This is a genomic window from Phenylobacterium sp. NIBR 498073 (genome assembly GCF_027286305.1).
Classification (GTDB): domain Bacteria; phylum Pseudomonadota; class Alphaproteobacteria; order Caulobacterales; family Caulobacteraceae; genus Phenylobacterium.
The window spans coordinates 2,039,237-2,064,752 of record NZ_CP114599.1 but is presented as its reverse complement, the minus strand read 5'-3'; the positions used below and the strand labels follow the sequence as shown (position 1 = coordinate 2,064,752).

28 protein-coding genes and 1 tRNA gene are annotated in these 25,516 nt (G+C 66.7%); 9 read left to right on the top strand and 20 right to left on the bottom strand.

Annotated features, from left to right (window positions below; all coding sequences use genetic code 11):
* Position 1 precedes the first annotated feature (1 nt).
* From O4N75_RS10305 to glmU, 6 genes are all read right to left on the bottom strand, one after another.
* Positions 2-1,378, bottom strand: a complete 1,377-nt coding sequence (locus tag O4N75_RS10305; protein WP_348649540.1) for an MATE family efflux transporter — start codon at positions 1,376-1,378, stop codon at positions 2-4.
* Between the two features lie 180 nt (positions 1,379-1,558).
* A complete protein-coding gene (locus O4N75_RS10300) occupies positions 1,559-2,938 on the bottom strand; it encodes a 3-deoxy-7-phosphoheptulonate synthase class II (RefSeq protein WP_269629256.1) in 1,380 nt (459 codons plus the stop codon).
* Between the two features lie 95 nt (positions 2,939-3,033).
* Positions 3,034-4,230 (bottom strand): O-antigen ligase family protein, encoded by a 1,197-nt coding sequence (locus O4N75_RS10295; RefSeq protein WP_269629255.1) that lies wholly within the window; start codon positions 4,228-4,230, stop codon positions 3,034-3,036.
* Positions 4,227-5,603 (bottom strand): glutathione-disulfide reductase, encoded by a 1,377-nt coding sequence (gor, locus tag O4N75_RS10290; RefSeq protein WP_269629254.1) that lies wholly within the window; start codon positions 5,601-5,603, stop codon positions 4,227-4,229. Before gor ends, O4N75_RS10295 begins: the two co-directional genes overlap by 4 nt.
* Before the next feature lie 10 nt (positions 5,604-5,613).
* Positions 5,614-6,300, bottom strand: a complete 687-nt coding sequence (gene rpiA / locus O4N75_RS10285; protein ID WP_269629253.1) for a ribose-5-phosphate isomerase RpiA — start codon at positions 6,298-6,300, stop codon at positions 5,614-5,616.
* A gap of 37 nt (positions 6,301-6,337) precedes the next feature.
* Positions 6,338-7,687 (bottom strand): bifunctional UDP-N-acetylglucosamine diphosphorylase/glucosamine-1-phosphate N-acetyltransferase GlmU, encoded by a 1,350-nt coding sequence (glmU, locus tag O4N75_RS10280; protein ID WP_269629252.1) that lies wholly within the window; start codon positions 7,685-7,687, stop codon positions 6,338-6,340.
* A gap of 83 nt (positions 7,688-7,770) precedes the next feature.
* Between glmU and gph the strand changes: the two genes are divergently transcribed.
* From gph to O4N75_RS10260, 4 genes are all read left to right on the top strand, one after another.
* Positions 7,771-8,475 carry a phosphoglycolate phosphatase gene (gene gph, locus O4N75_RS10275; protein WP_269629251.1) on the top strand — a complete coding sequence of 235 codons (705 nt, stop codon included), beginning with the start codon at positions 7,771-7,773 and terminating at the stop codon, positions 8,473-8,475.
* A gap of 27 nt (positions 8,476-8,502) precedes the next feature.
* Positions 8,503-8,577 (top strand) — tRNA-Val (locus O4N75_RS10270).
* Positions 8,578-8,751: 174 nt separating this feature from the next.
* Positions 8,752-9,453, top strand: a complete 702-nt coding sequence (locus O4N75_RS10265; RefSeq protein WP_269629250.1) for a hypothetical protein — start codon at positions 8,752-8,754, stop codon at positions 9,451-9,453.
* A gap of 12 nt (positions 9,454-9,465) precedes the next feature.
* Positions 9,466-10,071: a hypothetical protein gene (locus O4N75_RS10260; RefSeq protein ID WP_269629249.1), complete on the top strand. Its 606-nt coding sequence runs from the start codon at positions 9,466-9,468 to the stop codon at positions 10,069-10,071.
* Positions 10,072-10,089: 18 nt separating this feature from the next.
* On the opposite strand, the gene O4N75_RS10255 is transcribed toward O4N75_RS10260, so the two are convergent.
* The 14 genes from O4N75_RS10255 to O4N75_RS10190 all read right to left on the bottom strand — a co-directional run bounded on the left by O4N75_RS10255 (position 10,090) and on the right by O4N75_RS10190 (position 21,131).
* Positions 10,090-10,806, bottom strand: a complete 717-nt coding sequence (locus tag O4N75_RS10255; RefSeq protein WP_269629248.1) for a hypothetical protein — start codon at positions 10,804-10,806, stop codon at positions 10,090-10,092.
* Between the two features lie 63 nt (positions 10,807-10,869).
* Positions 10,870-11,415: a hypothetical protein gene (locus O4N75_RS10250; protein WP_269629247.1), complete on the bottom strand. Its 546-nt coding sequence runs from the start codon at positions 11,413-11,415 to the stop codon at positions 10,870-10,872.
* Between the two features lie 322 nt (positions 11,416-11,737).
* Positions 11,738-12,955, bottom strand: coding sequence for an AAA family ATPase (locus O4N75_RS10245; protein ID WP_269629246.1), 1,218 nt, complete (start codon positions 12,953-12,955; stop codon positions 11,738-11,740).
* Positions 12,952-13,800, bottom strand: coding sequence for a bifunctional DNA primase/polymerase (locus O4N75_RS10240; protein ID WP_269629245.1), 849 nt, complete (start codon positions 13,798-13,800; stop codon positions 12,952-12,954). The genes O4N75_RS10245 and O4N75_RS10240 overlap by 4 nt, the downstream gene beginning before the upstream one ends.
* 10 nt (positions 13,801-13,810) lie before the next feature.
* Entirely contained in the window at positions 13,811-14,140 is a 330-nt protein-coding gene (locus O4N75_RS10235) for a hypothetical protein (protein WP_269629244.1), read from the bottom strand.
* A gap of 363 nt (positions 14,141-14,503) precedes the next feature.
* On the bottom strand, positions 14,504-15,223 hold the full coding sequence (locus tag O4N75_RS10230; RefSeq protein WP_269629243.1) for a hypothetical protein: 720 nt from the start codon (positions 15,221-15,223) through the stop codon (positions 14,504-14,506).
* On the bottom strand, positions 15,204-15,980 hold the full coding sequence (locus tag O4N75_RS10225; RefSeq protein ID WP_269629242.1) for a hypothetical protein: 777 nt from the start codon (positions 15,978-15,980) through the stop codon (positions 15,204-15,206). The genes O4N75_RS10230 and O4N75_RS10225 overlap by 20 nt, the downstream gene beginning before the upstream one ends.
* A gap of 32 nt (positions 15,981-16,012) precedes the next feature.
* Positions 16,013-16,393, bottom strand: a complete 381-nt coding sequence (locus tag O4N75_RS10220; protein WP_269629241.1) for a hypothetical protein — start codon at positions 16,391-16,393, stop codon at positions 16,013-16,015.
* The gene (locus tag O4N75_RS10215; RefSeq protein WP_269629240.1) at positions 16,390-16,737 is read right to left on the bottom strand and encodes a hypothetical protein; all 348 of its coding nucleotides are present in this window, start codon (positions 16,735-16,737) and stop codon (positions 16,390-16,392) included. The genes O4N75_RS10220 and O4N75_RS10215 overlap by 4 nt, the downstream gene beginning before the upstream one ends.
* A complete protein-coding gene (locus O4N75_RS10210) occupies positions 16,737-16,934 on the bottom strand; it encodes a hypothetical protein (protein ID WP_269629239.1) in 198 nt (65 codons plus the stop codon). The genes O4N75_RS10215 and O4N75_RS10210 overlap by 1 nt, the downstream gene beginning before the upstream one ends.
* A gap of 30 nt (positions 16,935-16,964) precedes the next feature.
* Positions 16,965-18,260: a site-specific integrase gene (locus O4N75_RS10205; protein ID WP_269629238.1), complete on the bottom strand. Its 1,296-nt coding sequence runs from the start codon at positions 18,258-18,260 to the stop codon at positions 16,965-16,967.
* 590 nt (positions 18,261-18,850) lie between these two features.
* Positions 18,851-20,446 (bottom strand): recombinase family protein, encoded by a 1,596-nt coding sequence (locus O4N75_RS10200; RefSeq protein ID WP_269629237.1) that lies wholly within the window; start codon positions 20,444-20,446, stop codon positions 18,851-18,853.
* The gene (locus tag O4N75_RS10195) at positions 20,443-20,874 is read right to left on the bottom strand and encodes a DUF2924 domain-containing protein (RefSeq protein ID WP_269629236.1); all 432 of its coding nucleotides are present in this window, start codon (positions 20,872-20,874) and stop codon (positions 20,443-20,445) included. The genes O4N75_RS10200 and O4N75_RS10195 overlap by 4 nt, the downstream gene beginning before the upstream one ends.
* Complete coding sequence (locus O4N75_RS10190) at positions 20,871-21,131, bottom strand: DUF3489 domain-containing protein (protein ID WP_269629235.1); 261 nt, start codon at positions 21,129-21,131, stop codon at positions 20,871-20,873. The genes O4N75_RS10195 and O4N75_RS10190 overlap by 4 nt, the downstream gene beginning before the upstream one ends.
* 362 nt (positions 21,132-21,493) lie before the next feature.
* Between O4N75_RS10190 and O4N75_RS10185 the strand changes: the two genes are divergently transcribed.
* From O4N75_RS10185 to O4N75_RS10165, 5 genes are all read left to right on the top strand, one after another.
* Positions 21,494-21,649 (top strand): hypothetical protein, encoded by a 156-nt coding sequence (locus tag O4N75_RS10185; RefSeq protein ID WP_269629234.1) that lies wholly within the window; start codon positions 21,494-21,496, stop codon positions 21,647-21,649.
* A gap of 91 nt (positions 21,650-21,740) precedes the next feature.
* Entirely contained in the window at positions 21,741-22,385 is a 645-nt protein-coding gene (locus O4N75_RS10180) for a TetR/AcrR family transcriptional regulator (RefSeq protein ID WP_269629233.1), read from the top strand.
* Complete coding sequence (locus O4N75_RS10175) at positions 22,382-23,572, top strand: efflux RND transporter periplasmic adaptor subunit (protein WP_269629232.1); 1,191 nt, start codon at positions 22,382-22,384, stop codon at positions 23,570-23,572. The genes O4N75_RS10180 and O4N75_RS10175 overlap by 4 nt, the downstream gene beginning before the upstream one ends.
* Positions 23,569-24,771 (top strand): ABC transporter permease, encoded by a 1,203-nt coding sequence (locus O4N75_RS10170; protein ID WP_269629231.1) that lies wholly within the window; start codon positions 23,569-23,571, stop codon positions 24,769-24,771. Before O4N75_RS10175 ends, O4N75_RS10170 begins: the two co-directional genes overlap by 4 nt.
* Positions 24,764-25,471: an ABC transporter ATP-binding protein gene (locus O4N75_RS10165; protein ID WP_269629230.1), complete on the top strand. Its 708-nt coding sequence runs from the start codon at positions 24,764-24,766 to the stop codon at positions 25,469-25,471. The genes O4N75_RS10170 and O4N75_RS10165 overlap by 8 nt, the downstream gene beginning before the upstream one ends.
* Positions 25,472-25,516 lie beyond the last annotated feature (45 nt).

The window sequence follows — 25,516 nt, the reverse complement described above, 5'->3', positions numbered from 1 at the left end:
GCTACAACCCGCGGCGGGCCAGCATCCAGAAGCGCGCGCTGAGCAGACCGGCCGACAGGAACGAGGCGGCGATCACCGCCCAGACGATGCCGTTCAGCCCGATCTTCAGATGGATGGCCAGGAACCAGGCCAGCGGCATCATCACCAGCACATAGCTGGTCAGGTGGGTGAAGGTCGGCAGCCAGACATCGCCGCGCGCCCGCAGCGCCTGGGCGATGACCACCTGCAGGGCGTCGACCAGGAAGAACAGGCACGACAGCACCAGCGCGGCCGAGGCCATGGCCAGCACCATCTTGTCGTAAGTGTAGGCCTGGCTGATCAGCCCTGCGGACGGCCAGATCACCAGCGAGATCACCAGGCCGAAGACGGCGGTCATGCCGAAGCCGATCAGGCCGGCGCGGGTCACCCCGCGGGGGTCTCGCGCGCCATAGGCGCGGCCGACCATCACCGCCGTACCGGTCGACAGGCCCAGCGGCACCATGAAGACCAGCGCGGCGACATTGAGCACGACGGCCCAGGCCGCGACGTGCAGGCCGCCCATCCAGCCGGCGAAGATGTTCATCGAGGCGAAGGCCGCGACCTCGAAGAAGTTGGAGGCGCCCGCGCCGTAGCCGATACGCCGCTGCTCGACCTCGGCCGGCTTGTCGCGCTCCGGCTTGTTGAACACGCCGAGCGCCCGCGCCTCGGGCATACGCCAGATATAGGCCAGCATCGCCAAGGCCAGGAAGGTCCGCGCCCCGGTCGTCGCCCACGCGCCGCCGACCGCGCCCAGCGCCGGCAGGCCGAAATTGCCGGGCACCAGGACCAGCAGCAGGGCCAGGTTCACGCCGTTGGCCAGCCACATCATCACCGCGCCGGGCTTGGGCTTGCCGAGCCCCTCGAGCCAGAAACTGGCGGCCACGCTGAAGGCGTAGCCTGGCAGCGACAGGGCGAAGATCAGCATCGCCTTGGCGGCGCCGTCGGCCAGGTCCTTGTCCAGACCGATGACGTGCAGGAAGGTCGGGCCGGCCGCCAGGGTGATCGCCATCGACACCACGCCGATCCAGAAGCCGTACGACAGGCCGCGGCGCAGCACCGCGCCGGTCAGTTCGCGCCGCCCCTGCCCGATCCGCCGGGCCGTCATCACCTGCACCCCGGTGAGCAGCCCCACGCACATGGTCACCACGACGCTGGTCGGAGCCCAGGCCAAGGCGTGATAGCCGAGCTGGGTCGCCGAAAAGCGGCCGACGACGATGGCGTCCGACAGGCCCATGACCATGATGCCCAGGCGCGACAGCACGACCGGCCACGAGAGCTTCCACAGCTCCGCGGTTTCCTTGCGCACAACGTCGATTTCGCGCTCTCCCAAGGGAAGAGCAGCCTGGGCCGGGTCGGCCATGATCTCACCGATTTTCAAAGAAGGCGCGGAACGTGACGCGTTGCAACACAAGCCGCAAGGGGCGGCTTGGCCGGCATGCTCGTTTTCCAGGCGCCCGGCGCCCGCCAAGGCACAAGCGAGCGCTCACCCCGGCGCTCGCCGAACCGGCCGCGGAAGCGCCAAGCGCCCGCGCTTCGCCGGCTAGATCGCTGCGCGCAGCGCCGCTTCCAGCCGTTCTTCCTTGAGCTTCTCGGCCACCAGGAAGGCCAGCTCCAACGCCTGCTCGCCGTTCAAGCGCGGGTCGCAGTGGGTGTGATAGCGGTCGGCGAGGTCGCCCTCGGAGAGCGCCCGCGCGCCGCCGAGGCACTCGGTGACGTTCTGGCCGGTCATCTCCAGATGGACGCCGCCCGGGTGCACGCCTTCGGATTCGGCGATCTGCACGAAGCTCTTCACCTCCGACAGGATGCGGTCGAAGGGCCGGGTCTTGTAGCCGTTGGCCGCGGTCAGGGTGTTGCCGTGCATCGGGTCGATGGCCCAGACCACCGAGCGGCCGGACTTCTTGGTCGCCTGCAGCAGGCGCGGCAGGCGCTCGGCGATCTTGTCGTGGCCGAAGCGGCCGTACAGCGTCAGCCGGCCCGGTTCGTTCTTCGGGTTCAGCACGTCGATGAGCCGCAGAAGATCGTCCGGCTCCATGGTCGGGCCGCACTTCACGCCGATCGGGTTCTTGATGCCGCGGAAGAACTCGATGTGCGCGCCGTCGAGCTGACGGGTGCGCTCGCCGATCCAGACCAGGTGGGCCGAGGTGTCGTACCACTCGCCCGAGGTGGAATCGACGCGGGTCATCGCCTCCTCGAAGCCCAGCAGCAGGGCCTCGTGGCTGGTGAAGAACTCCACGCGGTGCAGGTCGGGCTGGCTTTCCGGGGTGACGCCGATGGCGGCCATGAAGGTCAGCGCCTCGCTGATCTTCTCGGACAACTCCCGGTACTTGGCGCCCTGCGGGCTGTCGGCGACGAAGCCCAGGGTCCAGCGGTGGATGTTGTAGAGATCGGCATAGCCGCCGCCGGCGAAGGCGCGCAGCAGGTTGAGCGTCGAGGCCGACTGGCCGTAGGCCTGCAGCAGGCGCTGCGGATCGGGGCGACGGGACGCCTCGTCGAACTCCATGCCGTTGATGATGTCGCCGCGATAGGACGGCAGCTCGACGCCGTTCACGGTCTCGACCGGAGACGAGCGCGGCTTGGCGAACTGGCCGGCCATGCGCCCGACCTTCACGACCGGCTTGCCGCCGGCGAAGGTCAGCACCACCGCCATCTGCAGGATCAGGCGGAAGGTATCGCGGATGTTGTCGGCGTGGAATTCCTTGAAGCTCTCGGCGCAGTCGCCGCCCTGCAGCAGGAAGGCGCGGCCCTCAGCGACATCGCCGAGCAGGCTCTTGAGGCGACGGGCTTCACCGGCGAACACCAGCGGCGGCATCCCGCGCAGGACCTGCTCCACCTTCGCCACCTCGGCCAGATCCGGATAGTCGGTCGGCACGTGCTTGGCGGGCTTGTTCCTCCAGGAGGCAGGCGTCCAATGTTCGGTCATGGCTCAACTCCGCGCCCGCACGACGAACGGGCCGAGGGCTTCTAAACCCAGAATGATTGCGCAGTCGATGACGTAGGAAGGCCTTGAGCCCCCTGCTAGGCGTTTTCCGGCCGGCCCTGTCGCAGAACCGCCATGCATCCGGCCGCCGCCAATCCGCCGACCGCCAGCCACCATTCCTGCCAGACGCCGAACGAGACGGCCGAGAAGGTCAGGTAGGCGACCGCCGTGCCGACGGCGGCGCCGCGGCCGAGGTCGCGGTGCGGCTGGCTCTGGCTGGCGATGGCCACGAACCAGAACACCGCCGCCGCGGCCGCGCCGATCAGGCCGAGCTCAAGCCAGACCTGCAGCGGGCCGTTGTGCGGGTGCAGGGTGATGCCGGGACCAAACATGCGGCTGGCGTCGATGCCCCAGCCGCGCAGCGGGTGGTCGCCGATCCAGTCGGCCGCATGGCGCCAATAGCCCATCCGCAGCGACCAGGAGAGCGGCACCTCGCGCTCCAGCGTCTGGAACCAGCCGAGTTGGCGCGTGGCCCAGACGACCGCGGGGGCGGCCAGGAACAACACCGCCGCCCCGGCCCCGAGCACGCGCGGGGCCCAGGCCGGCCAGCGCCACACCGCCCAGACGGCCAGGGCGCTGAGGACCAGGGCGATCACCGGCGCGTCGGCGTCGAGGCCGAAGCTCGCGCCCAGGACGCCGGCAGCCATCAGCAGGCCTGGCCAGACGCCGACGCCGACGCGCCAGCCCGCCAGGGCCGCGGCCGGGGTCAGCACGGCCAGGACGAAGCCGCCCTGGGCGACGTTCTTGACCGCCAGGTCCGGCCGGATCGGGTCGCCCATCGCATTGCGCAGCGCCTGGTAGACGCCGGCCCCGGTCAGGGCCTCGATGGCCAGCAGCGCGCCGAGCAGGGCCATGCCCCAGGCGAAGATGCGCAGGACCAGGACGCGGCTGGCCGAGGGCAGCGCAGCCCCGGCCCGGAACAGCGCCCAGTAGAGGACGCCCTGTAGGATCAGCTTCATGGCCGTGGCCTGCCCGGCCTTGGTCGGATGGAACGGGCTCCAGACCATCGAAACCAGCGCCCAGATCGACAGCACCAGGATCGCCAGGGCGGCCGGGCGGTCCCGCTCGGCCATACGCAGCGCGCCCAGGCTGAGCAGGCCGCTCAGGCCCACGATCGGCGCGAAGGCCAGCGGCCCGACCCAGCCGGCGACCGGCGCCAGAACGAAGGCGAAGGCCAGCACCCAGCCGTACCAGGAGGCCTCCCGGATCGGGGCGCTCGCCTCCGCAGCCGTCACGCCGCCGCGCCCTGGGGCACGTACTTGTCGCGCATCGTCACCAGTTCCTCGGCCAAGGTCGGGTGCACGGCGCACGTCGAATCCCACTGCGGCTTGGTCACGCCCATCTTCAGCGCGATGGCGGCCATCTGGATGATCTCCGGCGAGTCCGGGCCGACCACGTGACAGCCGAGGATCTTCTCGGAGCCCGCCTCCACCACCAGCTTGATCATGCAACGCTCGTCGCCCCCGTAGAAGGTCGTCTTCATCGGCCTGAAGCGGGACAGGTAGATGTCGACCTTGCCATGAAGATGGCGGGCGTCGGCCTCGGACAGGCCGACCGAGCCGACCGGCGGCTGCGAGAACACCGCCGAGGCGACCATGTCGTGATCGAAGCTGGTCGGATTGCCGTAGAACTCGGTCTGGGCGAAGGCCGCGCCTTCGCGGATCGCCACCGGGGTCAGGTTGATCCGGTCGGTGACGTCGCCGACCGCCCAGATGTTGTCGACGTTGGTCTTCGAGAACTTGTCGACGACGATAGCGCCGGCCTCGTTGAGGGCCACGCCCGCGGTCTCCAGGCCCAGGCCCTCGACGTACGGCTTGCGGCCGGTGGCGAACATCACGACGTCGGTCTCGATGTCTCCGCAGCCGTCCATGTGGCTGACCAGGCCGCTGGCCGTCCTTTCGATGCTCTGGTGCTGGCAGCCGAGCATGATCTTCACGCCGCGCTTCTTCATCTCCTCGGTGACGTGCGAGCGGATGTCGTCGTCGAAGCCGCGCAGGATGTTCGGGCCGCGATAGACCAGGGTGGTGTCGACACCCAGCCCCGCGAAGATGCCGGCGAACTCGACGGCGATGTAGCCGCCCCCGGCGACCATGATCCGCTTGGGCAGCTCAGGCAGGTGGAAGGCTTCTTCCGAGGTGATGATGTGCTCGGCGCCGGCGAAATCGGTCGGCGTCCAGGGCCGCCCGCCGGTGGCGATCAGGATCTTGTCCGCGGTGACCTCGCCCTTGCCGACCAGTTCGACGGTGTGGGCGTCCTTCAGGCGGGCCTTGGCGTGGACGATCTCGACCCCGGCGTTGCTGAGATTGGTAACATAGATTCCCGACAGGCGGGCGATCTCGCGATCCTTGGCCTCCAGGAAGCGCTTCCAGTCGAACTGCGCCTCGCCCACGCTCCAGCCGTAGCCTTCGGCGACCTGGGCCTGGTTGGCGAACTCCGAGGCGTAGACCATGAACTTCTTGGGCACGCAGCCGCGAATCACGCAGGTGCCGCCGACGCGGTGCTCCTCGGCCATGCCGACCTTGGCGCCCGACAGCGCCGCGAGCCGCCCGGCCCGCACCCCGCCCGAACCGGCCCCGATCACGAAGAGGTCGTAGTCGTACTTCGCCACAGATGACTCCTTACGGCTCGAGGGTGACGACGCCGTCCGGCGTGCCCACCAGGGCCATGTCCGCGAGGTCCAGAAAGAGGCCGTGATCGACCACGCCGGTCACGCTCTTCAGCGCGTCGGCGAGCTGGGCGGGGTCCTCGATACGCCCGCAAGCTGCATCATAGATGAGGTTGCCGCCGTCGGTTTTCACCGGGGCGCCGTCCTTGATGCGCAAACGCGGCGCGATCCCCAGGTCGCACTCGGCCAGGGCGTCGCAGATCCGCAGGGCCGTGGTCTCGTGCCCGAAGGCAACGACCTCGATCGGCAGCGGGAACTTGCCCAGCTTGGCCACGCGCTTTTCGGCGTCGGCGATGACCACGCAGCGCCGGGAGGCCTCCCAGACCAGCTTCTCGCGCAGCAGGGCCGCGCCGCCCCCCTTGATCAGCGACAGGGCCGGGCCGATCTCGTCGGCGCCGTCGATGGTCAGGTCGATTGATTTCAACTGGCCAAGATCGCCCAGCCGGATACCCAGGCTTTGCGCCAGCTGCGCCGTCGCCAGCGAGGTCGGCACCCCGACGATGTCCAGCTCCCGAGCAGCCAGCGCCTTGACGAACCAGGCGGCGGTCGAGCCGGTGCCCAGGCCGACGGTCATGCCGTTCTCGACAAGGGTGGCGGCGGCCTCGCCGGCGGCCCGCTTCTGATCGTCTGCTGTGTTCATGGCGGTGACATAGGCCAAGCGCAGACGCGCCGCGACGTCATTTCTTCGCCTTCTTGGCCAGCTTGGCGGCGCGGAAACGGGCGGCCCAGCCGGGCTTCTCGACCTGGGCGCTGCGCTCCAGCGCCAGGGCGTCGGGGGCGACGTCGCGGGTGATCACCGAGCCCGAGCCGGTATAGGCGCCGGCCCCGATGACGACCGGAGCGACCAGGGCCGAGTTCGATCCCACGAAGGCCCCCTCGCCCACATGGGTCTCGAACTTGTCGAAGCCGTCGTAGTTGCAGAAGATCGTCCCGGCCCCGAGGTTGGCCTTCGCGCCCACCGTGCCGTCGCCGAGATAGCTGAGGTGGTTGGCCTTGGCGCCGGCGCCGACCTTGACCTTCTTGACCTCGACGAAGTTGCCGATGTGCGCCTCCTCGCCGATCTCCGCCCCCGGACGCAGGCGGGCGTAGGGACCGATCAGGGCCCCGGCCTTCACCACCGCGCCCTCGAGATGGCTGAAGGCGCGGATCACCGCGCCGGTCTCGACGCTTACGCCGGGCGCGAAGACCACGAACTGTTCGATCATGGCGGCCGCAGCGATCTGGGTGTCCCAGCTGAAGTGGACGGTTTCCGGCGCCAGCATCTGCACCCCCTGCGCCAGGAAGTGCGCGCGGCGGCGCTGCTGGAAGACCGCCTCGGCCTGCGACAGTTGCATGGCGGTGTCCGCGCCCATCACCGCGCTCTCCGGCGCGATCGAGGCCTTGACCAGCCCGCCTTCGGCGACCGCGATCTTCACGGTGTCAGTCAGGTAGTATTCGCCCTTGGCGTTGTCGTTGGTGACCTGACCGAGCCAGCCGAACATGCGGGCCCGATCGGCGACCATCATGCCGGCGTTGCAGACCCTGACCGCCAGTTCCTCGGGCGTGGCCTCCTTGGCCTCGACGATGCGCAGGACATGGCCGTCGGCGCCGCGCAGCACCCGGCCGTAGAGCAGCGGGTCGGCGGGCTCGAACGCCAGCATCGCCATGTCGACGCCGGCGGCGCGCAGTTCGAACAGGGGCTCCAGGTGGTGAGCCTCGAGCAGCGGGCAATCGCCGTTGAGGATCAGGACGTCGCCGTCGAAATCGGCCAGCGCCTCGCGAGCGGCCAGCACCGCGTGGGCCGTCCCCAGCGGCGGATCCTGCACCGCCACCGCAGCCGCGCCCAGGCGCGCCTCGACCAGGGCCCGGACGCCGGGACTGTGATTGCCGACCACCACCACGATCCGCTCGCAGCCGCTGGCCTGAACCGTGTCGATCACCCGGTCGAGGATCGCGCGGCCGCCGACCTTGTGCAGCACCTTCGGCGTCGGCGACTTCATGCGCGTGCCCTGGCCGGCGGCCATAATCACGGCGGCGCGTCTGGTCATGGATCGGTCCTTACGAGTCGTGCGGATGTTGCAATCATGCGGCGTTTAGCCGAAACGGCGAGCGGTTTCGACGGAGCGTTTCCTTGACCGATCTCAGCGCGCTGGACGGCGCGACCATCGCCTTCGACCTCGACGGGACGCTTGTCGACTCCGCCCCAGACCTGATCGGGACGCTCAACGTCGTCCTGCAGCAGGAGGGGATCGCCCCCCTGCCGGTGGACGAGGCGCGCCCCTTCATCGGCCACGGCGCGCGGCGGCTGATCGAGCGCGGCTTCGCCGCCCAGGGCCGCCCCCTGCCCGCCGAGCGCATCCCCGAGCTCTTCGAGCGCTTCATCGCCCATTACAACGACCACAGCGCCGACCTGACCCGCCCCTACCCCGGCGTGGTCGATTGCCTGACGGAGATGAAGGCGGCCGGCGCCAGGCTGGCGGTCTGCACCAACAAGCTGACCGGCCTGTCGACGCCGATTCTCGAAAAGCTCGACCTCGCCCGATTCTTCGACGCCGTGGTGGGGGCCGATTCGGCCCCGGCGCCCAAGCCGGATCCCCGCCACCTGATCTTCGCCGTCGAGGCGGCGGGCGGACGCATCGAGCGCGCGGTGATGGTCGGCGACGCCTCTACGGACGCCGGCGCCGCCCGCGCCGCCAAGGCTCCGCTGATCCTGGTCAGCTTCGGCTACACCGAGATTCCGGCGGTCGAACTGGCCCCCGACATCCTGGTCGATCACTACGATCAGATGGCAAAAGCGTGTGTTCGGCTTCTGACCGCTTGCCCGGCGCAAAGCTAGCGGCTATAGGCGCACCCTTCCTGCGGCGGATGCGTAGCTCAGCGGGAGAGCACCTCGTTCACACCGAGGGGGTCACAGGTTCAATCCCTGTCGCATCCACCATTCCTTCCTCAGCAAAATCATTGACTTGAGGGAGGGCTGCAGGTGACGCCGCAACGGTGCAACCGCCTTCCGATACCACATCGATACCCAGAGAGCGGAACTCAGGGATATTTGAGGACGCCAGCTTGACCGCAGGCTGATGGCTGACGGAGTGTCGCCATCGGGGGTGGCAGGATGTTCGGACGCAAGGCCAAAGCTGCGGAAGTTTCGTCATCGCGGTTCTGCATGAGGGCTGCGGAACTGCCCTATGCTCAGCTCTACCGATACGGCCGGTTCACCCTCGCGCTGTCAAAGCTGTCGATGCACCAGAGCTGGCCGGTTCGGGCTCATTCGTCGGTGGAGGCGGTCGCGCTGGGCCTGCTGCATGGAAGCGCGACGTTTCCTGACCACGGAGCCGAAGAACCGCTCGTGCCGGTGAAGCTGACGTTCGGCGAGGACCACTTCAAACCCGAACGCTTTGGCGCAGCTCACTTCGACCGCTCCGCAGAAGACGGCGCCTATCTGCTCTACGTCCATATCAACGACCCGACTGGCGACGTTCTGCGGGCCTTCCAGCACGCCATGCAGCAGGCCGTGTCCTCCGGCTTCAACTTCATCCACCTGCACTGCGCGCAGGACCGGGAGTTCGGGCAATCCGCGCGCACCGACCATATGGAGCAGATGAAGGAGGACCGGGAGTTCCTCCGCCGCGTCGAGGCTGGCGAAGCCAAGTTGGAGCCTATCGCCTTCGACCGGGTGTTCTTCGAGGATGCGCTCGTGACCAAGGCGAAAAGCTGGACATGGGAATGGGAGAGCTGGGAGTTCGACCAGCCTCGCTTCCAGAGCAAGGCCACCGCCAAGTGGCGCCGCCAGTGGCTCCCTTACCGCCTTAAGTGAAATGGGGCTGCCGTGAACGAGCAGGCGATGACATCGTATCGAGGCCTCATGCAGGAGGTGAAATATCGAACCGAGGCCATCGACAAGGTTCTCGCTTCGAGCATTCCCCTGCGGGCCGTCATCGCTGAAGAACTTTGTTATCTTCAACTTCGCATGATCTGCGAGTCCATCGCCATTGGCTGCCTGCTCATCCATGGCGACGTATCGGCGAAGAAGACCGATCTGCTGAGGTCATACAAGGCGGACTGGATCATGAACGGGTTGGAGAAGCTGCACCCGGACTTCTATCCGACGCCGCTTGAGCAGGACGACTTACCCGCTGAAGCTCCGGGCGGAGCTGTGACGTGGGTGCATCGAACTTCCGGCTTTCTCACAAAACGCGAATTGCTAGACCTTTACACCCGCCACGCAGGCGAGCGGCTGCACCGAGGATCTGTTCGCAACCTTGCCAAGCGCGACCGGCCCAATTTCGGTGCAATCCAAGCGTGGCGGGATAAGGCCGTGCGGCTTCTCACCCGACACATCATCACCTCGCCTGACCGCGAACACATCTTCTACTGCGTGATGAACAACGGGCAGGATCAGGTGGCGAGCAACCTGTTTGCACACCGTCCCTAAAGGTCGACAGGCCAATTACTACCGGCATCCCTTAAGCACCACCGCGCCTGCAATCGCGGCCAGCAGCCACACGGCGCCCTTCAGCCACTTCAGGGTTTCCTTCAGGACAGGCGCGAGGTCGGCGCCGACCGGCGTTGCGGGCTCGCCCGGCTCGGGCTCGTCCTCCGGCCGTTCAAGGAGCGGGAGGTCGTAGCTGACGTTGACGATGGGCAGCATCGTGTTGTCGGCATTGTCAGGCCACCGCTTCTCGCGGCCGTCCGGGGCATAGCCATAATCCATCCCGCGCACCTCGACGGTGACCTGCTTCACGAACCGACCGTTCTCAGCGAAGCGCACCAACGAAGCCATCACGTCGGAGGGCGTGTAGATGTCGAAGAGGATGGAGGCCGGGCTGTGGTCGAGCCCGTCGCGGCTGTTCCATTCCGCGTGGTAGCTGGCCGTCCCGCATACTGCGTCGTCGTCGCTCTTGAAGGTGTCATCGACGCCTTTGGTGCGCTCGGTCGCCCACTCGACCAGCTCAGGCTTGGTGGCCCGGAATGTCAGGTGCATTTCGATTTCGGCGGGCTTGCCGAGCCTGCCAATGTCCTCGCCCGTGCCAAGTTCGAGGCGTTCGGGCCAGTTCAGCTTCACGACGGAGGTGATTGTCCACTTCCCATCGTGCGACGCGCCGCCGGGGCCGCTGCCGAACATTGATATCAGCTTCGCTGACTGCACTTCGAGCGTGATGTTTGCCATGGCTCCCCCCACGGGCAAGCTACGACCGCAGGCGAAGAGCGCAAGGCGCCGTCAGCCGGGTGCCTACTTCCCTTCGAGGCGACCTTCCAACTTGCTGAGGCGTTGCCACGCCAGCGCGAGCCCGTAGTCGAGCAATTCCTCAGCATCCCAGATTCGGTCCCACTGCCGCTGGCGCGTCGGCTTGCGCGCATATTTGGACATCCGGCCCAAGCGTTCATTCGCTTTCGCAATCCGACGATGCGCCCGGCCGAAGGCATCCTCGTTCTGCGATGCATACGGCAGGCGCCACGCCTTCACCGACGCGAACCGATGGCCGCCGTTGGGGAGCACCAGCGTCGTGCAGCGTCGGCCGCTGAAGGGGCAGCGCGCATACCACCGCCAGCCACCGAACTTCATGGGCACGCCCTCCAATCGGATGCGCTGCGTGACCGGCTCGCCCTTGTGGGAAAAGCTGATGACCATCTCCGAGGTCCCTTCCGGGTCCACCGTGCAGGCGAGCGAGACGCTGCCGCTGGGGTCACCACCGCGCGACCATGACCATGAACCCGACACGCGACAGCCGGGCTTTAGGTAACCCGCACGGCGCAGGCGCGGCAGCTCCAAGCGCAAGCTGCCCTCGACTGTCGGGCGACCGCCTCCCGGCCCTGATCCGTAGCCGCCCATCAGTCACCGCCGTCCGTCAGATTTCCCGAAATCATCTGCGTAACCCGCCTATTTCAATCTACTTTAGCCATCGGCCTCGCGCGCCCGCGCGTAGTGCTGCCGAAACCCTCGCGCGCGTGCGCGCAGCGCACCGCAACCCGCCGCCTGATGCACCCCCCACCACCACCGCACCCCCTACCTATTGAGGTAGTGGGGGTGGGTGGCTCTTGGACTGGCCTACCCCCCACTTCCCCCACCTCTCCACCCCCTACCTTGGCGAGGTGGGGGGTCAGAGTTCCGCCCAACGGCCGACCTCCACGAAGGGCGCCGTCTTTCCCTTGGCGTTGATGCTGCGCTCCGCCTTCACCAGCGCGCCCGATACGAGCCATGTCCGCAGCAGTTCGCGCACACGCGCGGCCTCACGGGGGCGGCCGACATCGAGGCCGAGAGCCAGAGCGATGGCGTGACCAACCCATGCATCGCCGGTCTGGACGTTGGCCCGCCAGCCCTCGCCCGCTTCCCCACGACCGGCCTTGATGGCGTTCTGGACGCGCAGCAGGTCGGCGGTGGTCACACCTTCAAACGGGTCAGGCGGCGTCCAATGGGAAGCGGCCTGAACGTAGTCGCCGTTGGGCAGGTGGACGTTCGCCAGCCGAAACCAGACAGCCGCCGTCGCCGGTGGTGAGAGGTTCGCCTTGCCGCCGTCGATGCGGACATAGGCGGGCCGGTCGATCCGCTCGACCCCGAGGCTGTCGGCCTCCTGCTCGTTCATCGTTCGCAGCGTCCGGGCGTGACGCGCTGCCGCCAGCAACGCGCTCGCGCCCCGCCCATCCTCAACCGAGACATCGGCGCCGCCCGTCTTCCGTGTGTGGTGGACCAGCTCGACCGCGCAGCCGGTCGCGTTAGCGATGCGCGCCCATGTCTTCGCCACCCGGTCGATGGCGCCGTTGTCGTTCTCCGCAACCCGGTGCGACGACACGAAGGGGTCGATGACCACCGCGCCGATCTGGTTGTCGCCGATGAACTGAATGAGGGCGTCCACCACCGGCGCCGCAACGGCCACCCCGAACCGATCCTGTTCGGCGACCACGAGGTCCGCATCCCGGCCCGAGCCTGTGAAGAGCCAACCCTCCAAGTCCGCAGGCCGGAGTTGGTGATGCATCATCGCCGCCTGAATGCGACGTTCGATTTCCTCGGTGGGGTCTTCGCCGTTCCAGCACCACACCCGCGTCCGTTCGGCAGGCATGACGCCCAAAAGCGAACGTCCGCTGGCCAAGGCCAATGCCTCGCATAGCGTCAGCGTGGATTTGCCGACGCCACCGGGAGAGACCGTCAGGCTGACGAACCCACGGATGAGGTGGGGTTTGTAGAGCCAACGCCGAGGCGGCAGCGTCGCCGGGTCACGCCAGACGAACGGCTGCGCCCACCGCGCGGCGTCGATAGACTCCGGCGGAGGTGCGAGGTCGGCCGCAACCACGGCCGCGAGGCGCGTCACAGCTTCGCTCACGAGGTCACCTCGCGCGGATTGGCCATGCCGCGCCGCATCCCGCTGGCGATGGTGCTGGTGACGGCCTGGCGGCCGTCATCGTGCGTCAAGCCACACGCCTCCGCCGCGACCGAGAGCGAGATTTCGACCAGCTCGGAGCGGAGCACCCCCGCGCCCACGAACTCCCCAAGGTTGGCGGCGGCCTGAAAGAGCGTCTGATTACGACGCCCCGGTGGTGCAGCCTCGACCTTCTGGACTTCCCCCACCACCGCAGCGGCGACATAGCGAGCAAGACCACCGCTCCCGGCCCCAGAGAGCCCCGTGGAGCGGGTTTGCGAGGGCGGAGGCCGTTGGGGTGCGGCAAGGTCCAAAAGCCACTGTGGAGCTTCTGAGAGTCCCTGACGGGCAGGTCCAATCGACCACCGATAGCGGCCACCCCCGACCACCGATGGCGGAGCCACCACGAAGCCCCCATCGCCCCGGATGTCGAGCGCGGGAGCGAAGCCAGCGCGATTGCGGATGCAGCGATCCATTGGCGATGCGAACCAGAGGTGACGACCGCCGGAAGGCGTCTCCACGGTCCGTGTCTCGGGCAGGCCACCGTGGCGGTCTTCCAACTCGGCCAAGGTTGTCAGGCCGTCCACCTGCTTGCGGTCGATGTCGAGCACGAAGCCGCCAGAGCGACCGCCGGTGGCCACGCCGATGTTGTAGGCGCCACCCCGGAAGAGCTGCATCACCTCCGCCGGATCGGTGGTGGCGCGCGCCTGCCAGTCTCGAAGCGCGGGTTCCTTGCGGCCCGCCCGAACGGGGAAGACCGCAAGGCCGGTGTTCGCCAGCTCGACGGCGGCGGATGTCATGTCGGACATGGCGCGCACCTCACAAGCCGTGCGAGGCGACGACGGTGAAGCTGTCCAGCAGCCGATACCGCCCCACCATCGCGCCCGACGCCGGTTCACGGGTTGTGGTGATGTTCACCCCGCCGTCGCGCAGGTTCTTGACGTAGGCCGACGTTCGCCGCGCCCATCCCAAGGGCGAAGCCTCGCCGCTGGTGAGGCCGTTGGCCCCGCACTGGATGAGCAGGTCCAAGGTCTGCGCCTCGCGACCATGGAACGTCAGGCTGGCGTTGTCGGACGCGCGATGCACCTTCAGCATCGGCTTGGGCTGTGCTACCTTCGTGGCGTTCTGCTGCTGCTTAGGCGAACGCACTTTCGAGGCCCCGGCGCCGTCCGCGCCGGGGTTTCCATTTTGAGGGGTCATTAGGCCGCCTCACTCGTGCTGCCGACCGTCCGCGAGGACACCCAGCTTTCGATGTCGGAGTTCCGGTAGCGCACGTTGGCCCCGCACCGGATGAAGCGCGGGCCGGTGCCATGTATGCGCCATTTCCGCAGGGTGATTTCCGCCACCCCGAGACGGCCTGCAACTTCAGGGGTCGTGAGAAGAGCTTCCACGTTTCGTCTGGTCCCGAGAGGTAGCGGGAGGATTCCCGCCGCGTCTCGGTGTTCCAGATGCAGCACGAGCGAAGCCCAATGCAGATGACGGAAGGCTTGCGCCAGTAAATGAAGCCTTCGCTTACCCCCCTCGCTTGGGAAGGATTATCTCACCGCGCTGGCGCATGCGTCGGATTCCAGCCTTGATGCCGTCATCGGTCTTTGGGACCTCCAAGCTATCCCCCTGCTTCTCGCGCTCTTTCGCCCAAGTCTTTGCGCGCCGCACCAGACCACCCATCGTGGCACCGCTGCCCATAGCGGAGATGAATCGCCGGGCTTCATCCAAGAACTGGACCTCCCATTGTGGGCGGTGATTGCGCCGGGGCGAGCCGATGCTGTGCAGCTTGAACTTCGCCTCTCCGAACTCATCCCACAGGCCCGTCGTCACCATGGCGAGCATCATATCGACATGACCAAGCCGAGCCCCGAGCACCATGAGCTTGGACATCACCGTGGGCAGCGGGTCGTTCAATGCTCCCCGGAGAAGGAAGCCCTGCGCGTCCATGACGGCATCGAATGCATGTCGAGCAGTCACCACCCTGAAGTCATCGGGCTGCGCCTCAAGATACTGGTCGCAGTCCGCACGCAAGCTGGCGCAGAAGTCATAGACGCCACCCTCGGGCAGCGGTCGTTTCACCGCACCCGCATCGCCGCAGAGTTTCAGGGCGGTCAAGAAAATCGCATCGACGGAAGCGGCAAACGCCCGTTCCCAGTTGTCCGCCTCGACAGCGGTCTCGACCTCGTTCCGAAACTGTTCAATCTGCTGTTCGATCTGCGGCCCGTCATTCTGCTGTCCCGACACCGGCGCCTCCCTCAGTGCGGCCGGGGATAGAAAGCAAGCCCGCCGCTTCCATCCTCTTAAGTCCGGCTTTTATGCCGTCGTCAGTGGACGGGAGCTGCGGATTTCGGCCCGCGCCACGCTCTTCATCAGCCCACACGCGGGCGAGGTTAGTGAGCTGGCCAAGCGTGACCTTCTGCTTACCCTCGCAATAGGACACGGCCCGAGGGGCGAAGGCCGCTTCCCACGGGGCCTGGCGGCCCCGCTGCGTGCGCCCCATCTGGAACAGCTTCCACTTGGCCTCGCCGAAGTCATCCCAATGGCCGTTCTCGCAGAGCGCGATGGACGTGTCGCAATGCCCCATGGCTGCTGCGGCGAGGATGAGCTTGGCGGTGCGGTCACCCTCCTCTTCGCAGTCCGGGTCGCGCCCCTCGATGATGGCCTGTGTCCGCGCGATGGACGAGAACGCTTCCAACGCGATGAGCAGCTTGAAAGGTGCGCTGTCGCCTTGCTCTTCGACCAGCTTGGAGAGAGCAGCGACAATGCCGACGATGACGCCGAACCCATCGTCAGGCGGCTCCTGCCACTGGATGCCGAAGTCCTCAGTTTCCATCAGCGCGACGGCGCGGTGGTAGAGGGCCACCATGAATGTCCCGGCGGCATCCATCCAACGCCGCTCATCCGTCTCGCGATTGAACTGCTCGCGAGCGAACTCAGGGTCCTTCTTCGCGAAGGCGCGCGCGATCCGCTCGTCCTGCGCGACGCGCTCTTCGTCAGTCATCTCCGAACGGCTCGTCTGATCCGGCGAGGGGTTCACCACCGGCCGGTTCTCCCCGCCCAAAGCAGGTCCATCGCGTTGTAGACACCGGCGGCGGCCTCGATATCACCGGCGGCCTTGAACCGCTCCATCATCGCCGACAACTCAGCCTGCACGTCCATCAAGCAAGCGGGCGGAGGCGACCTTCCCTTTCGGCCGCGCTTCTTGGCCGTCGCCTCTACGAGCGCGAGGACGACAAACCCGCTGGGCGGAATCACCGTCTTGGGCTTGGGCGGCGGTCGAATGGATCGGACTTTATCGGGCCAGTTCTCCCGCTGCATGGCCCCCTTTGGCTGACGCACCGCCCCGCTGGGCTGCTTGGGATATTGATAGACGCGCCCCTTGGCTTGTTCCGGTTCTTCGGTGACGTGCGTCATTGGTCGTTGTCCCAAGCGAGAGGTGAGCCGTCCGCCTGCCACGACGGCGGGTGGCCGGTGTGGGGGTTTCCCCAGCCCATTGAGGGTTCGGCGTCAGCGAAGCCGCTCGTCGCCGTCGCGCCGAAATGCGGGCTCGCCGCGTAATCGGCTTCGCGGTCGTGCTGCTCTTCCAAGTCCTCTAAGGCGCCCAGCACCGCGAAGGCGTCGTCGAGCACGCCGAACGGGATGCGGGCGGCCACGATGGCGTTGTCGCCCTCCACAGCCGCGCAGTCGGCGTGGGCCAGAACCACCGCCAGAAGATCCGTCGCGCGGGCTTGCAGGAGACTCAAAGCGAGCCGGTCCATCAGCTGCGGGCTTCTGCCAATGCCATCACCTGACGGGCGTTCGGTGTCGTGCCGAGCGCGGTGAGCGCATCGAGCATCTGAGCGGTGCAGCCATCTGGGAAGGAGAAGCCAAATCCCGAGACCACGACTCCGAGGGCTTCAAGATCGGCGAGCGATTGCTCGGCATCGAAAGGCGGCTTGGCGGTGGTCGCAGTCATTTTCTATCTCCGATGTCAGGGGGTGGCGCGTCAGGCTCCGGGGCGAAGCTGGACTACTTCAGCGGCGGGCTTCTCCTTCGCGGGCATGAGCTTCTGCCCAATGCCCGCCGCAGCGTCCTGCAACGGGTCGCCGCTCAAGTGGGCGTAGCGTTCGGCCGTTCGCGCGCTGGCGTGTCCAAGGAGCTTGCCGACCAAGAACAGGCTGGCGCCGTCCGCGACCGCGAAGCTGGCGAAGCTGTGACGCAGGTCATGGATGCGGACGCCATCGAGCCCGGCCCGCTTGCAAGCCTTCGCGAACGCCCGGCGCACACCGATGATGTGGCCCTCGCCACGGATGGCGGGGAACACGAAGTCCGCAGGCTTAGCCTTCTCCGGGCGCCGCTTGGCGAGGATTTCCAGCGCAGGCGGCGAGAGGATGATTCTGCGTTCGCCGTTCTGACCACCGGCCTTCGTTCGCTCGGGCGGCAGCAACAGAACGCGCCGCTCGATATCCACTTCCGACCAGCTCAGCCCGAGGATTTCGGTCTTCCGCGCGCCCGTCAGCAGCAGCAGGCGGATGGCGTCGCAGAACGCGGGGTTGACCACGTTCTCAGCCTCCACGTCGTTCAGCGCATCGAGTAGCCGACCCGCTTCCTCGCGGCTGAGGAACCGCTCGCGCACCGGCGCCGCCGACAGCTTCACGGAGGTGAAGGGGTTGGCGGCCACCAGCCCATGTTCCACGCCCCATGCGAACATCGCCGCTGTGGTGGTGAGCGTTCTGCGCGCGACACCGGCGCCGCCTTTGACGATGGCCCGGCCGCGCATCTTCTCGCTCTTCTCGTCGGCCGCTGTCTTGCCGGTGGTGATGTCGCGAATGGCCTTGGCGGCCTCAGCCTTGCTCACCGAGTTCGCGACCTTGCGGCCGAGCAGAGGCCGGATGTGACGCTTGAGGTTGGAGCCGTCATTCTCCCATGTGCTCGCCCGCTTGCCCGGCTTCGTCGCAGGGCCGTCCTCAAGGTAGCGGTCGATGAGGGCGGAGACGGTCAGGGCCTCGCGCGCGGCCTTCTTCTCGGTCGCCGGGTCTTCACCCACCGCAACGCGGCGCAGCGCGGCTTCCGCAGCATCACGGGCGGCCTCCGGTGTGAAGGGCGAGCCGTGGACGCCGAGCGTGTAGATCCGCTGCAACGGGCCAAGGCGATACTTTAAGGCGTAGACGCGACGGCCGGTCGGATAGACCCGCAGGAAGAAGCCCTTGAGGTCCGTATCCCACACGCGGGTTTCGCCGGTGGTGGGAACGGGAGCCGCATCGACGGTGCGCTTGGTGATGCGGGCTTTGCGGCTTTCCATCTTCACCCTCCGACGCGGTGGCTGGTATCGGGCCGAAGCAGCTCGATACCGGATAGATACCACGACGTGCGAAACTTGGGGAAACAGAAAGACGCGAGCGGATCACCCACCGCCCGTTTATCCAGTGAAATCAGCTATTGGCGGCAGCGGCGAGAAACAGGCGAAAATCACCGGAAATCGGCCACCCTCACATTCACACCGAGGGGGTCACAGGTTCAATCCCTGTCGCATCCACCATTCCTTCCGCCGCTGAACCGGCGTGAATTCCTTCCCCACGAATACCCCCGAAAAGTCCGCCAGTTAGGCGGCTATGCATCCCGGCGCCCAGCTCTCCAAGAGCTGCAAACCGGCGCCGAAGCCTGCAATTCGCCGGGTTCTCTCCAGGGCCATTCCAGAAGTGTAGGTTTCGGTCCGCGAGCCACCCTGGATATCGCTGCTAACAGCGAAGTCATCAGCGATTTCCAGTTTTCGGTGACGCCGCCACGGCGTCCGCCTGTTCATCTAACACCTTGCACCAGAAACGATTTCGGCTCCGCCGGGTATGCGGAGCCGGTATGGAATCAGCGAAGCTTCCAATCAGAACAGCGATTTCATGCCGTGATGTTTCCTAACTGCTGGAACCGTCGCCGTTGTGCTTCCCAGTCCGCTGGGAGCGGAGCAGCGGTCAGGGCTCCGAGACTGACGGCCCGTGGCTGGCGGCCCTCCAATATCTGGGCGACGATTTCAGGCGCGAGATATGCGAGCGGCAGGAGCCGCGTGGTGTAGTGGTTGCAGAGCCCTTCGGCGCGGGCCAGCGCCTTGATGGTCTCGACCTCACCCCGCTCCAGCCGCTCAGCCCAGGTTCGGGCGAGAACCACGGCGCGGATCAGCGCTCGGTCCAACTTTGCGGCGGGCGTCGGCGCCGCATCCGTGGGCTCGATGATGATCGCGCCCTGGCGTCGCCTCATATGGAACGCGAGGCGCAGGGTTCGCACGCCTGCGCCGCCGTCGGACGCGTCCTGAAAGGCTTTCAGCGCGTCAGGCGATACGGCGGTCTCGCTGACCTGCAGCACGATCTGATCCTCGCCCAGGGTGACGCGCCTCAGAGCGGAGACGACACGGTCGATCGCCTCGGCGTCGGGCGCATGGCCGGGCGACAGCATCGGCACCAGACGTTCGACTAGAAACTGCTCCAGAACCCCAGCCGAGATGCGCGGCAGGCTACCAGGCTCCCCGATCCCCGTGATCTTCGGTCGCGAGAGATAGTATCGGTAGAACTTTCCGCGACGCCGGTTGTGGACAACGGGCATCGCATTGTCTCTGTCGTCGAACAGGATGTGGGCAAGTTTCCCACGCCGGCTGAACGTCGGCCCGTCGTGTTTGGCCTTGCGGACGGCAAGAAGCACTTGCGCTTCGTTCCAGGTCTCCTCATCGACGATCGCCGGATGGGCGCCTTCGTAGGTCTTGTCCTTGTGGCGGTTCACGCCGCGATAGACCGGGTTGGACAGAAGGTAGGTGATCGCGCCGGTGCTCATGCGTCCGCCGCCAGCTGGTTCACCGGCCTTGTTGGTCCACCGCTTGCTTTCGACACCCTCCCGCTGCAGCGCGCTCAACGATCCAAGTTTCAGGTAACGCTCGAAGATGCGCCGGACCCGCTCGGCCTCCTCCGTATTCACCACCAGCCTGCCCTCGGCGATGTCGTAACCCAGCGGCGGACGGCCGCCCATGCGCATGCCCTTGGCCTTGGAGGCGGCAATCTTGTCGCGGATGCGCTCGCCGGTCACCTCGCGTTCGAACTGGGCGAAGGACAGCAGCACGTTCAGCGTCAGCCTGCCCATGCTCGATGTCGTGTTGAACGCCTGGGTCACTGACACGAACGAAACGCCCTTCGCGTCGAACAGCTCGACGATCTTGGCGAAATCGGCCAGCGAGCGCGTCAGACGGTCGACCTTGTAGACCACGACGACATCGATGAGGCCGCGCTGGATGTCGGCCAGAAGCTGCTTCAGCCCGGGCCGCTCCATCGAGCCGCCGGAATAGCCGCCGTCGTCGTATTCGGTCTGGATGGCGGACCAGCCCTCTCCGGCCTGCGAAAGCACATAGGCCTCGCAGGCCTCGCGCTGCGCATGCAGGCTGTTGAAGTTCTGCTCCAGTCCCTCTTCGGAGGACTTGCGCGTGTAGATAGCGCAGCGCAGACGCGGGCTCATCGACGGCGCGCCTTCAGGCCGAAGAAGACATGGCCGTTCCACTTAGTGCCGGTAATCCGCTGGGCCACCTCGCTCAGCGAGCCGAACCGCTCGCCACGGTAGCTGAAGCCCTGTTCGAGCACCCAAACCTCATGTCGGACGCCGCGCCACTCCTTGATCAAGGCGGAACCGGGTTTCAGCACCGGACCGGGCGTCGGCGTGTAGCTCCGGTCCTCGGTGAACCGCCGCGCCAGTTCGGCCATCTTCCGCTTGGCGGGTCCCGGCAGATCGCCATGCGCCCTGACCTGCAGTCGATGAGCCAGAGCTAGCGCCAGAAGGTCACGGGTGCGCAGCTTCGGCGGCTCAACACCGAGGCGCTCCGTCCATGCCGCACGCAGTTCGGCGAGCGACATGGACTCCAGCCCAGCCAGGAGATCGCCGGCGCTCACGCGCCGGCTCCCTTCACGATGCGGTAGACGCGACCGGCTTCGGATTTCTCCGAGCTCACCGCGAAGCCCAGCTTCTTCTTGATCGAGCCTGCGATAGCGCCGCGCACCGAGTGGGCCTGCCAGCCGGTCGCCGCCTGCATCGCCTCCAGGCTGGCGCCTTCCGGCCGAAGTAGCAGCGCCACCAGGGCGCCGAGTTTGCCCTTCGGCCCAGTCGCCTCAGCCGTCTTCGACGCTGCTCCAGTCGTGGTGTTGGTCATATTCGCCTCCTTTAATCGAGGCTCGCCCATCGCGCCCCCCGTACTGAGGCAAGCCCGGAGGCCCGGGCGTGAACGGACTACCGCTTCCTTTCAGGTCGAAGTCCAGTCGATGGAGCCACAGTCTTGCATGGCTGAGTGATGACTGCTCAGCGCTAGGAGGGGAAGTTGGGCTCGCTCCCCATTCCTGACCGTCAGCGCCCGCTGGAGTACGGCGCCACTTGCGCGAGCGAAGCGAGAGCCTATGTAAGCGCAGCCATTCCTCTTCGGGGGTTGGGGTGGGTTCGAATCCCACGGCTACGCTAGCTCTTGTCGCCTTTCTTACCGTTTTCCGTTTCGCCGGAGAGCAGATCAAGGAGGTCATCATGAGCAAAAAGCACAAGAAATCGAAGTCCAGTGTCTGCGGAGTTAAGCGTATAAGTGTGAAACTAGCGTCGATCGTCGCCCATTTCTTCGAAACCGTCTGGGCGGCAGGAGCCGGTGTAGCCGGTGCGATGGTTATCTCCACCTCCACCCATTGAAACTGCTGCAAACCGCCAACCAGACGTTCATCCGCAATCGAACCTCCCAGCGCCTTCCCATGCGCGGTGCGCCGGACCGCCGGCCGCCAATATGTTAGTGATCGCTCACTCTCTTTCAGGTATCGTCATTTTTATGACCCGCCAGAACCTCCCTGCCGCCCAGCGCCGCGATATGACCGTGGAGACGGTCGTTGAGCTCGCCGCCACGAACAATCCGGCCGAGATCACGACCGGACAGATCGCCGAGCATATGGGCCTGTCCCAGGGCGCGATCTTCCGACACTTTCCCACCAAGGACGCTGTCTGGGGTGCGGTCATGGTCTGGACCGCTGACCAACTCACCCAGCGCCTGGACCGGGCCTTGGCGAAGGAGGAATCGCCCCTGTCCGCCCTTGAAGCGATGTTCATGGCCCATGTCGGGTTCGTCGCCGCCCGACCCGGCGTGCCCCGGATCCTGTTCGGCGAGCTTCAGCGCACGTGCGATACGGCCGCGAAGCGGGGCGCGAGAGCTTTGATGGACGGCTATCGGGTCCGCGTCATGGGGCTTGTCGAGCGCGGCAAGACCGAAGGCTCACTGCCCGCCGATCTGGATACCGAGGCCGCGGCGATGCTGTTCGTCGGCACGATCCAGGGGCTGGTGATGCAGGCCATGATAGCGGGAGATTTCGCAGACATGCGGACCATGGCCAGCCGGGTCTTCGGCATCTACCTCAAGGGCATCGGGGCGCAGACATGAAATTTTCCCTGCCGGGCAATCGTCGGACGTGGATATTGATCGCCGTCCTGGCGTCGCTGGGCGTGGCGTTCGCCTATGTGGCGCTGCGCTCCGGCCCGCTTGCGCCGATATCGGTGACACTGGTGACGGTCGAGGAAAGGGCGATCTCCCCCTCCCTGTTCGGCATCGGCGCCGTCGAGGCGCGCTACACGCACCGCGTCGGTCCCACCACGGCGGGGCGTGTCCGCAGTATCCTGGTGGATGTGGGGGACTCTGTCGTCGCGGGGCAGGCCTTGGCCGAAATCGATCCGATCGACCTGGATGAGCGCATCACGGCGCAACAGGGTGCAGAAGGTCGCGCGGCGGCGATGGAGCGCACGGCGCAGGCGCAACTCGCCGACGCCGATGCGCGGGCGCGGCTGGCTCGAACTCAGGCGGGGCGAGCCGAACAACTGCTCGATGGTGGCTGGATCTCCGAGGCGGCGGTCGATACGCGGCGCCAGGAATTGCAGGTGGCGGAAGCCGGGGCCGCGGCGGCGCGGGCCAATCTCGCCGCCGCTTCGCAGGACCGCGGGCGCGCCGGCGCAGAAAGCGCGGCGCTTGTTCGCCAAAGGTCCAATCTGCGCCTTGTCGCCCCCGCCGATGGTCTCGTCGTCCGCCGCGTAGCGGAACCGGGGACCACGGTTGTCGCCGGGCAGGCCGTCGTCGAAATCATCGACCCCGCGAACCTGTGGATCAACACGCGCTTCGACCAGACCCAATCGACCGGCCTCGCGCCCGGTTTGCGGGCCCGGGTGGTGCTCCGATCGCGGAGCGGAGCCCCGTTCGAAGGCCGGGTCATTCGCACCGAGCCCATGGCCGACGCGGTCACCGAGGAATTGCTGGCCAAGATCGGCTTTGAAACCGGTGAGCTGCCGCCTGTTGGAGAATTGGCGGAGGTGACCGTGACCCTGCCGCCCGCCGGGAAAACGCTCACCGTACCCAACGCCGCCATTCATCGCGTCGAAGGCGAGACCGGCGTCTGGGTCGTTGCCGACGGCAGGCTGCGGTTTCGGCCCGTCACGACCGGCGCCACCGATCTTGAGGGTACGGTCCAGGTGTTAAGCGGCCTGGAACCGGGCGAGCAGGTGGTGGCCTACAGCCAGCGCGGCCTGACCGCTCGCACCCGCATCCGCGTCGTCGATCAGCTCGTCGGGGGACGGCGATGATCAGCTTGGCGGGGCGTGACATCCTTCATGGCTGGGGGAAATTCGTCTTCACAGGCATCGGCCTGGGGCTGCTCATCGGCGTCACCCTGACCATGGCCGGTGTCTATCGCGGGATGGTTGATGACGCACAGGCGATGCTGGACAACAGCGGCGCGGACCTCTGGGTGGTGCAGAAGGACACGCTCGGTCCCTATGCCGAACCGTCAAGCATTCCTGACGATGTCGACCGATCGATCCGCACCATGCGCGGAGTTGAGCGGGCGGCCAACGTCACCTATCTGACCATGCAGATCGACCATGCCGGGAGCGATGTCCGGGTCATGGTGGTCGGCATCGGCACCGCTTCGCCCGGCGAGCCCGGCCAGCCGCCGCATCTGGTCGCCGGTCGGCAGATCGTTCGCAGTCACTATGAGGCGGTCGCTGATGTGAAGACCGGATTTGGTTTGGGCGACGCCGTCCAGGTGCGGCGCAATCGCTACACGATCGTGGGACTGACCAGCCGCATGGTGTCTTCGGGCGGCGATCCCATGCTGTTCATCCCCCTGAAGGACGCCCAGCAGGCCCAGTTCCAGAAGGACAGCGACGCGATCGTCAGCCAGCGCGCGCGCACGGCCCAGAATCCGGCGCTCAATCCGCCCGGCAATCCCGGCGTGATCGAGGCCGTGACCGCTTCACAGGCTAACAACCCCTATGTGAACGCGGTCCTTGTCCAAGTCGAGCCGGGCTACAGCCCGGACCAGGCGGCCGAAGCCATCCGGCGCTGGCAAAGACTGACCGTCTATACCCGGGCGGAGATGGAACAGATCCTGGTCGAGAAGCTGATCGCCACCTCAGCGCGCCAGATCGGCATGTTCCTGGTCATCCTGGCCATCGTCAGCGCGGCGATCGTCGCCTTCATCATCTACACGCTGACCATGGGAAAGATCCGGGAGATCGCGGTGCTGAAGCTGATCGGCACGCGCAATCGGACCATCTCCTTCATGATCCTGCAGCAGGCGCTCGGACTGGGTCTGATCGGATTTGTCGTCGGCAAGATCGCCGCGACGGTCTGGGCGCCGATCTTCCCCAAATATGTGCTGTTGCTGTCGAGCGACTCGGTGCGGGGCCTCGTGGCGGTGATGGTGATCTGTGCGGTCGCCAGCCTGCTCGCCATCCGCGCCGCGCTCCGGGTCGATCCTGCGGAGGCGATCGGTGGTTGACGGCATCCGCATCGAAAATCTCGTCAAGACCTATGGTGAAGGCGAGACGGCGGTCCATGCGCTCCGGGGCGTGGACATGTACGTGGCCCCCGGAGAAGTCGTCGGCCTGATCGGCCCTTCGGGATCAGGCAAGAGCACCCTGCTCAAATGCCTGGGCGCGGTGATCGAGCCGACATCAGGCCGGATGACGATCGGCGAGGAGACCATCTACGACGACGGCTGGAAAATTCCGGACCTGCGCGCCCTGCGGCGGGACCGGATCGGCTTCGTTTTCCAGGCTCCCTATCTGATCCCTTTCCTTGACGTCACCGACAATGTCGCCCTGCTGCCGATGCTGGCGGACGTCGCCAACGCCGAGGCCCGCGCCCGCGCCAGGAAGCTGCTCACGGCCCTCGATGTCGTCCACCGCGCCAAGGCGATGCCATCGCAACTTTCGGGCGGAGAACAACAACGCGTCGCCATCGCCCGCGCGCTGGTGAGCGAGCCGCCGGTCATCCTCGCCGACGAGCCGACCGCCCCGCTCGACGGCGAGCGCGCGCTGGCGGTGATCAAGATTCTGAACGACATGGCGGCCCGCTTCCGGACCGCGATCATCATCGTCACCCATGACGAGAAGATCATTCCCACGTTCAAACGCCTCTATCACATCCGGGATGGGCGGACGCACGAGGAGATTCGCGGCGATGGACCCGCGGCCTGAGCGGGACCGAACGGTTCAATCGACCGCCACCCAAATGGCCGACGC

Excerpts from the sequence above, each read along its gene's own strand:
- O4N75_RS10305 (WP_348649540.1), bottom strand. The coding sequence starts at position 1,378 with ATGGCCGACCCGGCCCAGGCTGCTCTTCCCTTGGGAGAGCGCGAAATC.
- O4N75_RS10300 (WP_269629256.1), bottom strand. The coding sequence starts at position 2,938 with ATGACCGAACATTGGACGCCTGCCTCCTGGAGGAACAAGCCCGCCAAG.
- rpiA (WP_269629253.1), bottom strand. The coding sequence starts at position 6,300 with ATGAACACAGCAGACGATCAGAAGCGGGCCGCCGGCGAGGCCGCCGCC.
- glmU (WP_269629252.1), bottom strand. The coding sequence starts at position 7,687 with ATGACCAGACGCGCCGCCGTGATTATGGCCGCCGGCCAGGGCACGCGC.
- O4N75_RS10265 (WP_269629250.1), top strand. The coding sequence starts at position 8,752 with ATGTTCGGACGCAAGGCCAAAGCTGCGGAAGTTTCGTCATCGCGGTTC.
- O4N75_RS10255 (WP_269629248.1), bottom strand. The coding sequence starts at position 10,806 with ATGGCAAACATCACGCTCGAAGTGCAGTCAGCGAAGCTGATATCAATG.
- O4N75_RS10240 (WP_269629245.1), bottom strand. The coding sequence starts at position 13,800 with ATGTCCGACATGACATCCGCCGCCGTCGAGCTGGCGAACACCGGCCTT.
- O4N75_RS10225 (WP_269629242.1), bottom strand. The coding sequence starts at position 15,980 with ATGACTGACGAAGAGCGCGTCGCGCAGGACGAGCGGATCGCGCGCGCC.
- O4N75_RS10220 (WP_269629241.1), bottom strand. The coding sequence starts at position 16,393 with ATGACGCACGTCACCGAAGAACCGGAACAAGCCAAGGGGCGCGTCTAT.
- O4N75_RS10215 (WP_269629240.1), bottom strand. The coding sequence starts at position 16,737 with ATGGACCGGCTCGCTTTGAGTCTCCTGCAAGCCCGCGCGACGGATCTT.
- O4N75_RS10210 (WP_269629239.1), bottom strand. The coding sequence starts at position 16,934 with ATGACTGCGACCACCGCCAAGCCGCCTTTCGATGCCGAGCAATCGCTC.
- O4N75_RS10205 (WP_269629238.1), bottom strand. The coding sequence starts at position 18,260 with ATGGAAAGCCGCAAAGCCCGCATCACCAAGCGCACCGTCGATGCGGCT.
- O4N75_RS10200 (WP_269629237.1), bottom strand. The coding sequence starts at position 20,446 with ATGAGCCCGCGTCTGCGCTGCGCTATCTACACGCGCAAGTCCTCCGAA.
- O4N75_RS10190 (WP_269629235.1), bottom strand. The coding sequence starts at position 21,131 with ATGACCAACACCACGACTGGAGCAGCGTCGAAGACGGCTGAGGCGACT.
- O4N75_RS10185 (WP_269629234.1), top strand. The coding sequence starts at position 21,494 with ATGAGCAAAAAGCACAAGAAATCGAAGTCCAGTGTCTGCGGAGTTAAG.
- O4N75_RS10180 (WP_269629233.1), top strand. The coding sequence starts at position 21,741 with ATGTTAGTGATCGCTCACTCTCTTTCAGGTATCGTCATTTTTATGACC.
- O4N75_RS10175 (WP_269629232.1), top strand. The coding sequence starts at position 22,382 with ATGAAATTTTCCCTGCCGGGCAATCGTCGGACGTGGATATTGATCGCC.
- O4N75_RS10170 (WP_269629231.1), top strand. The coding sequence starts at position 23,569 with ATGATCAGCTTGGCGGGGCGTGACATCCTTCATGGCTGGGGGAAATTC.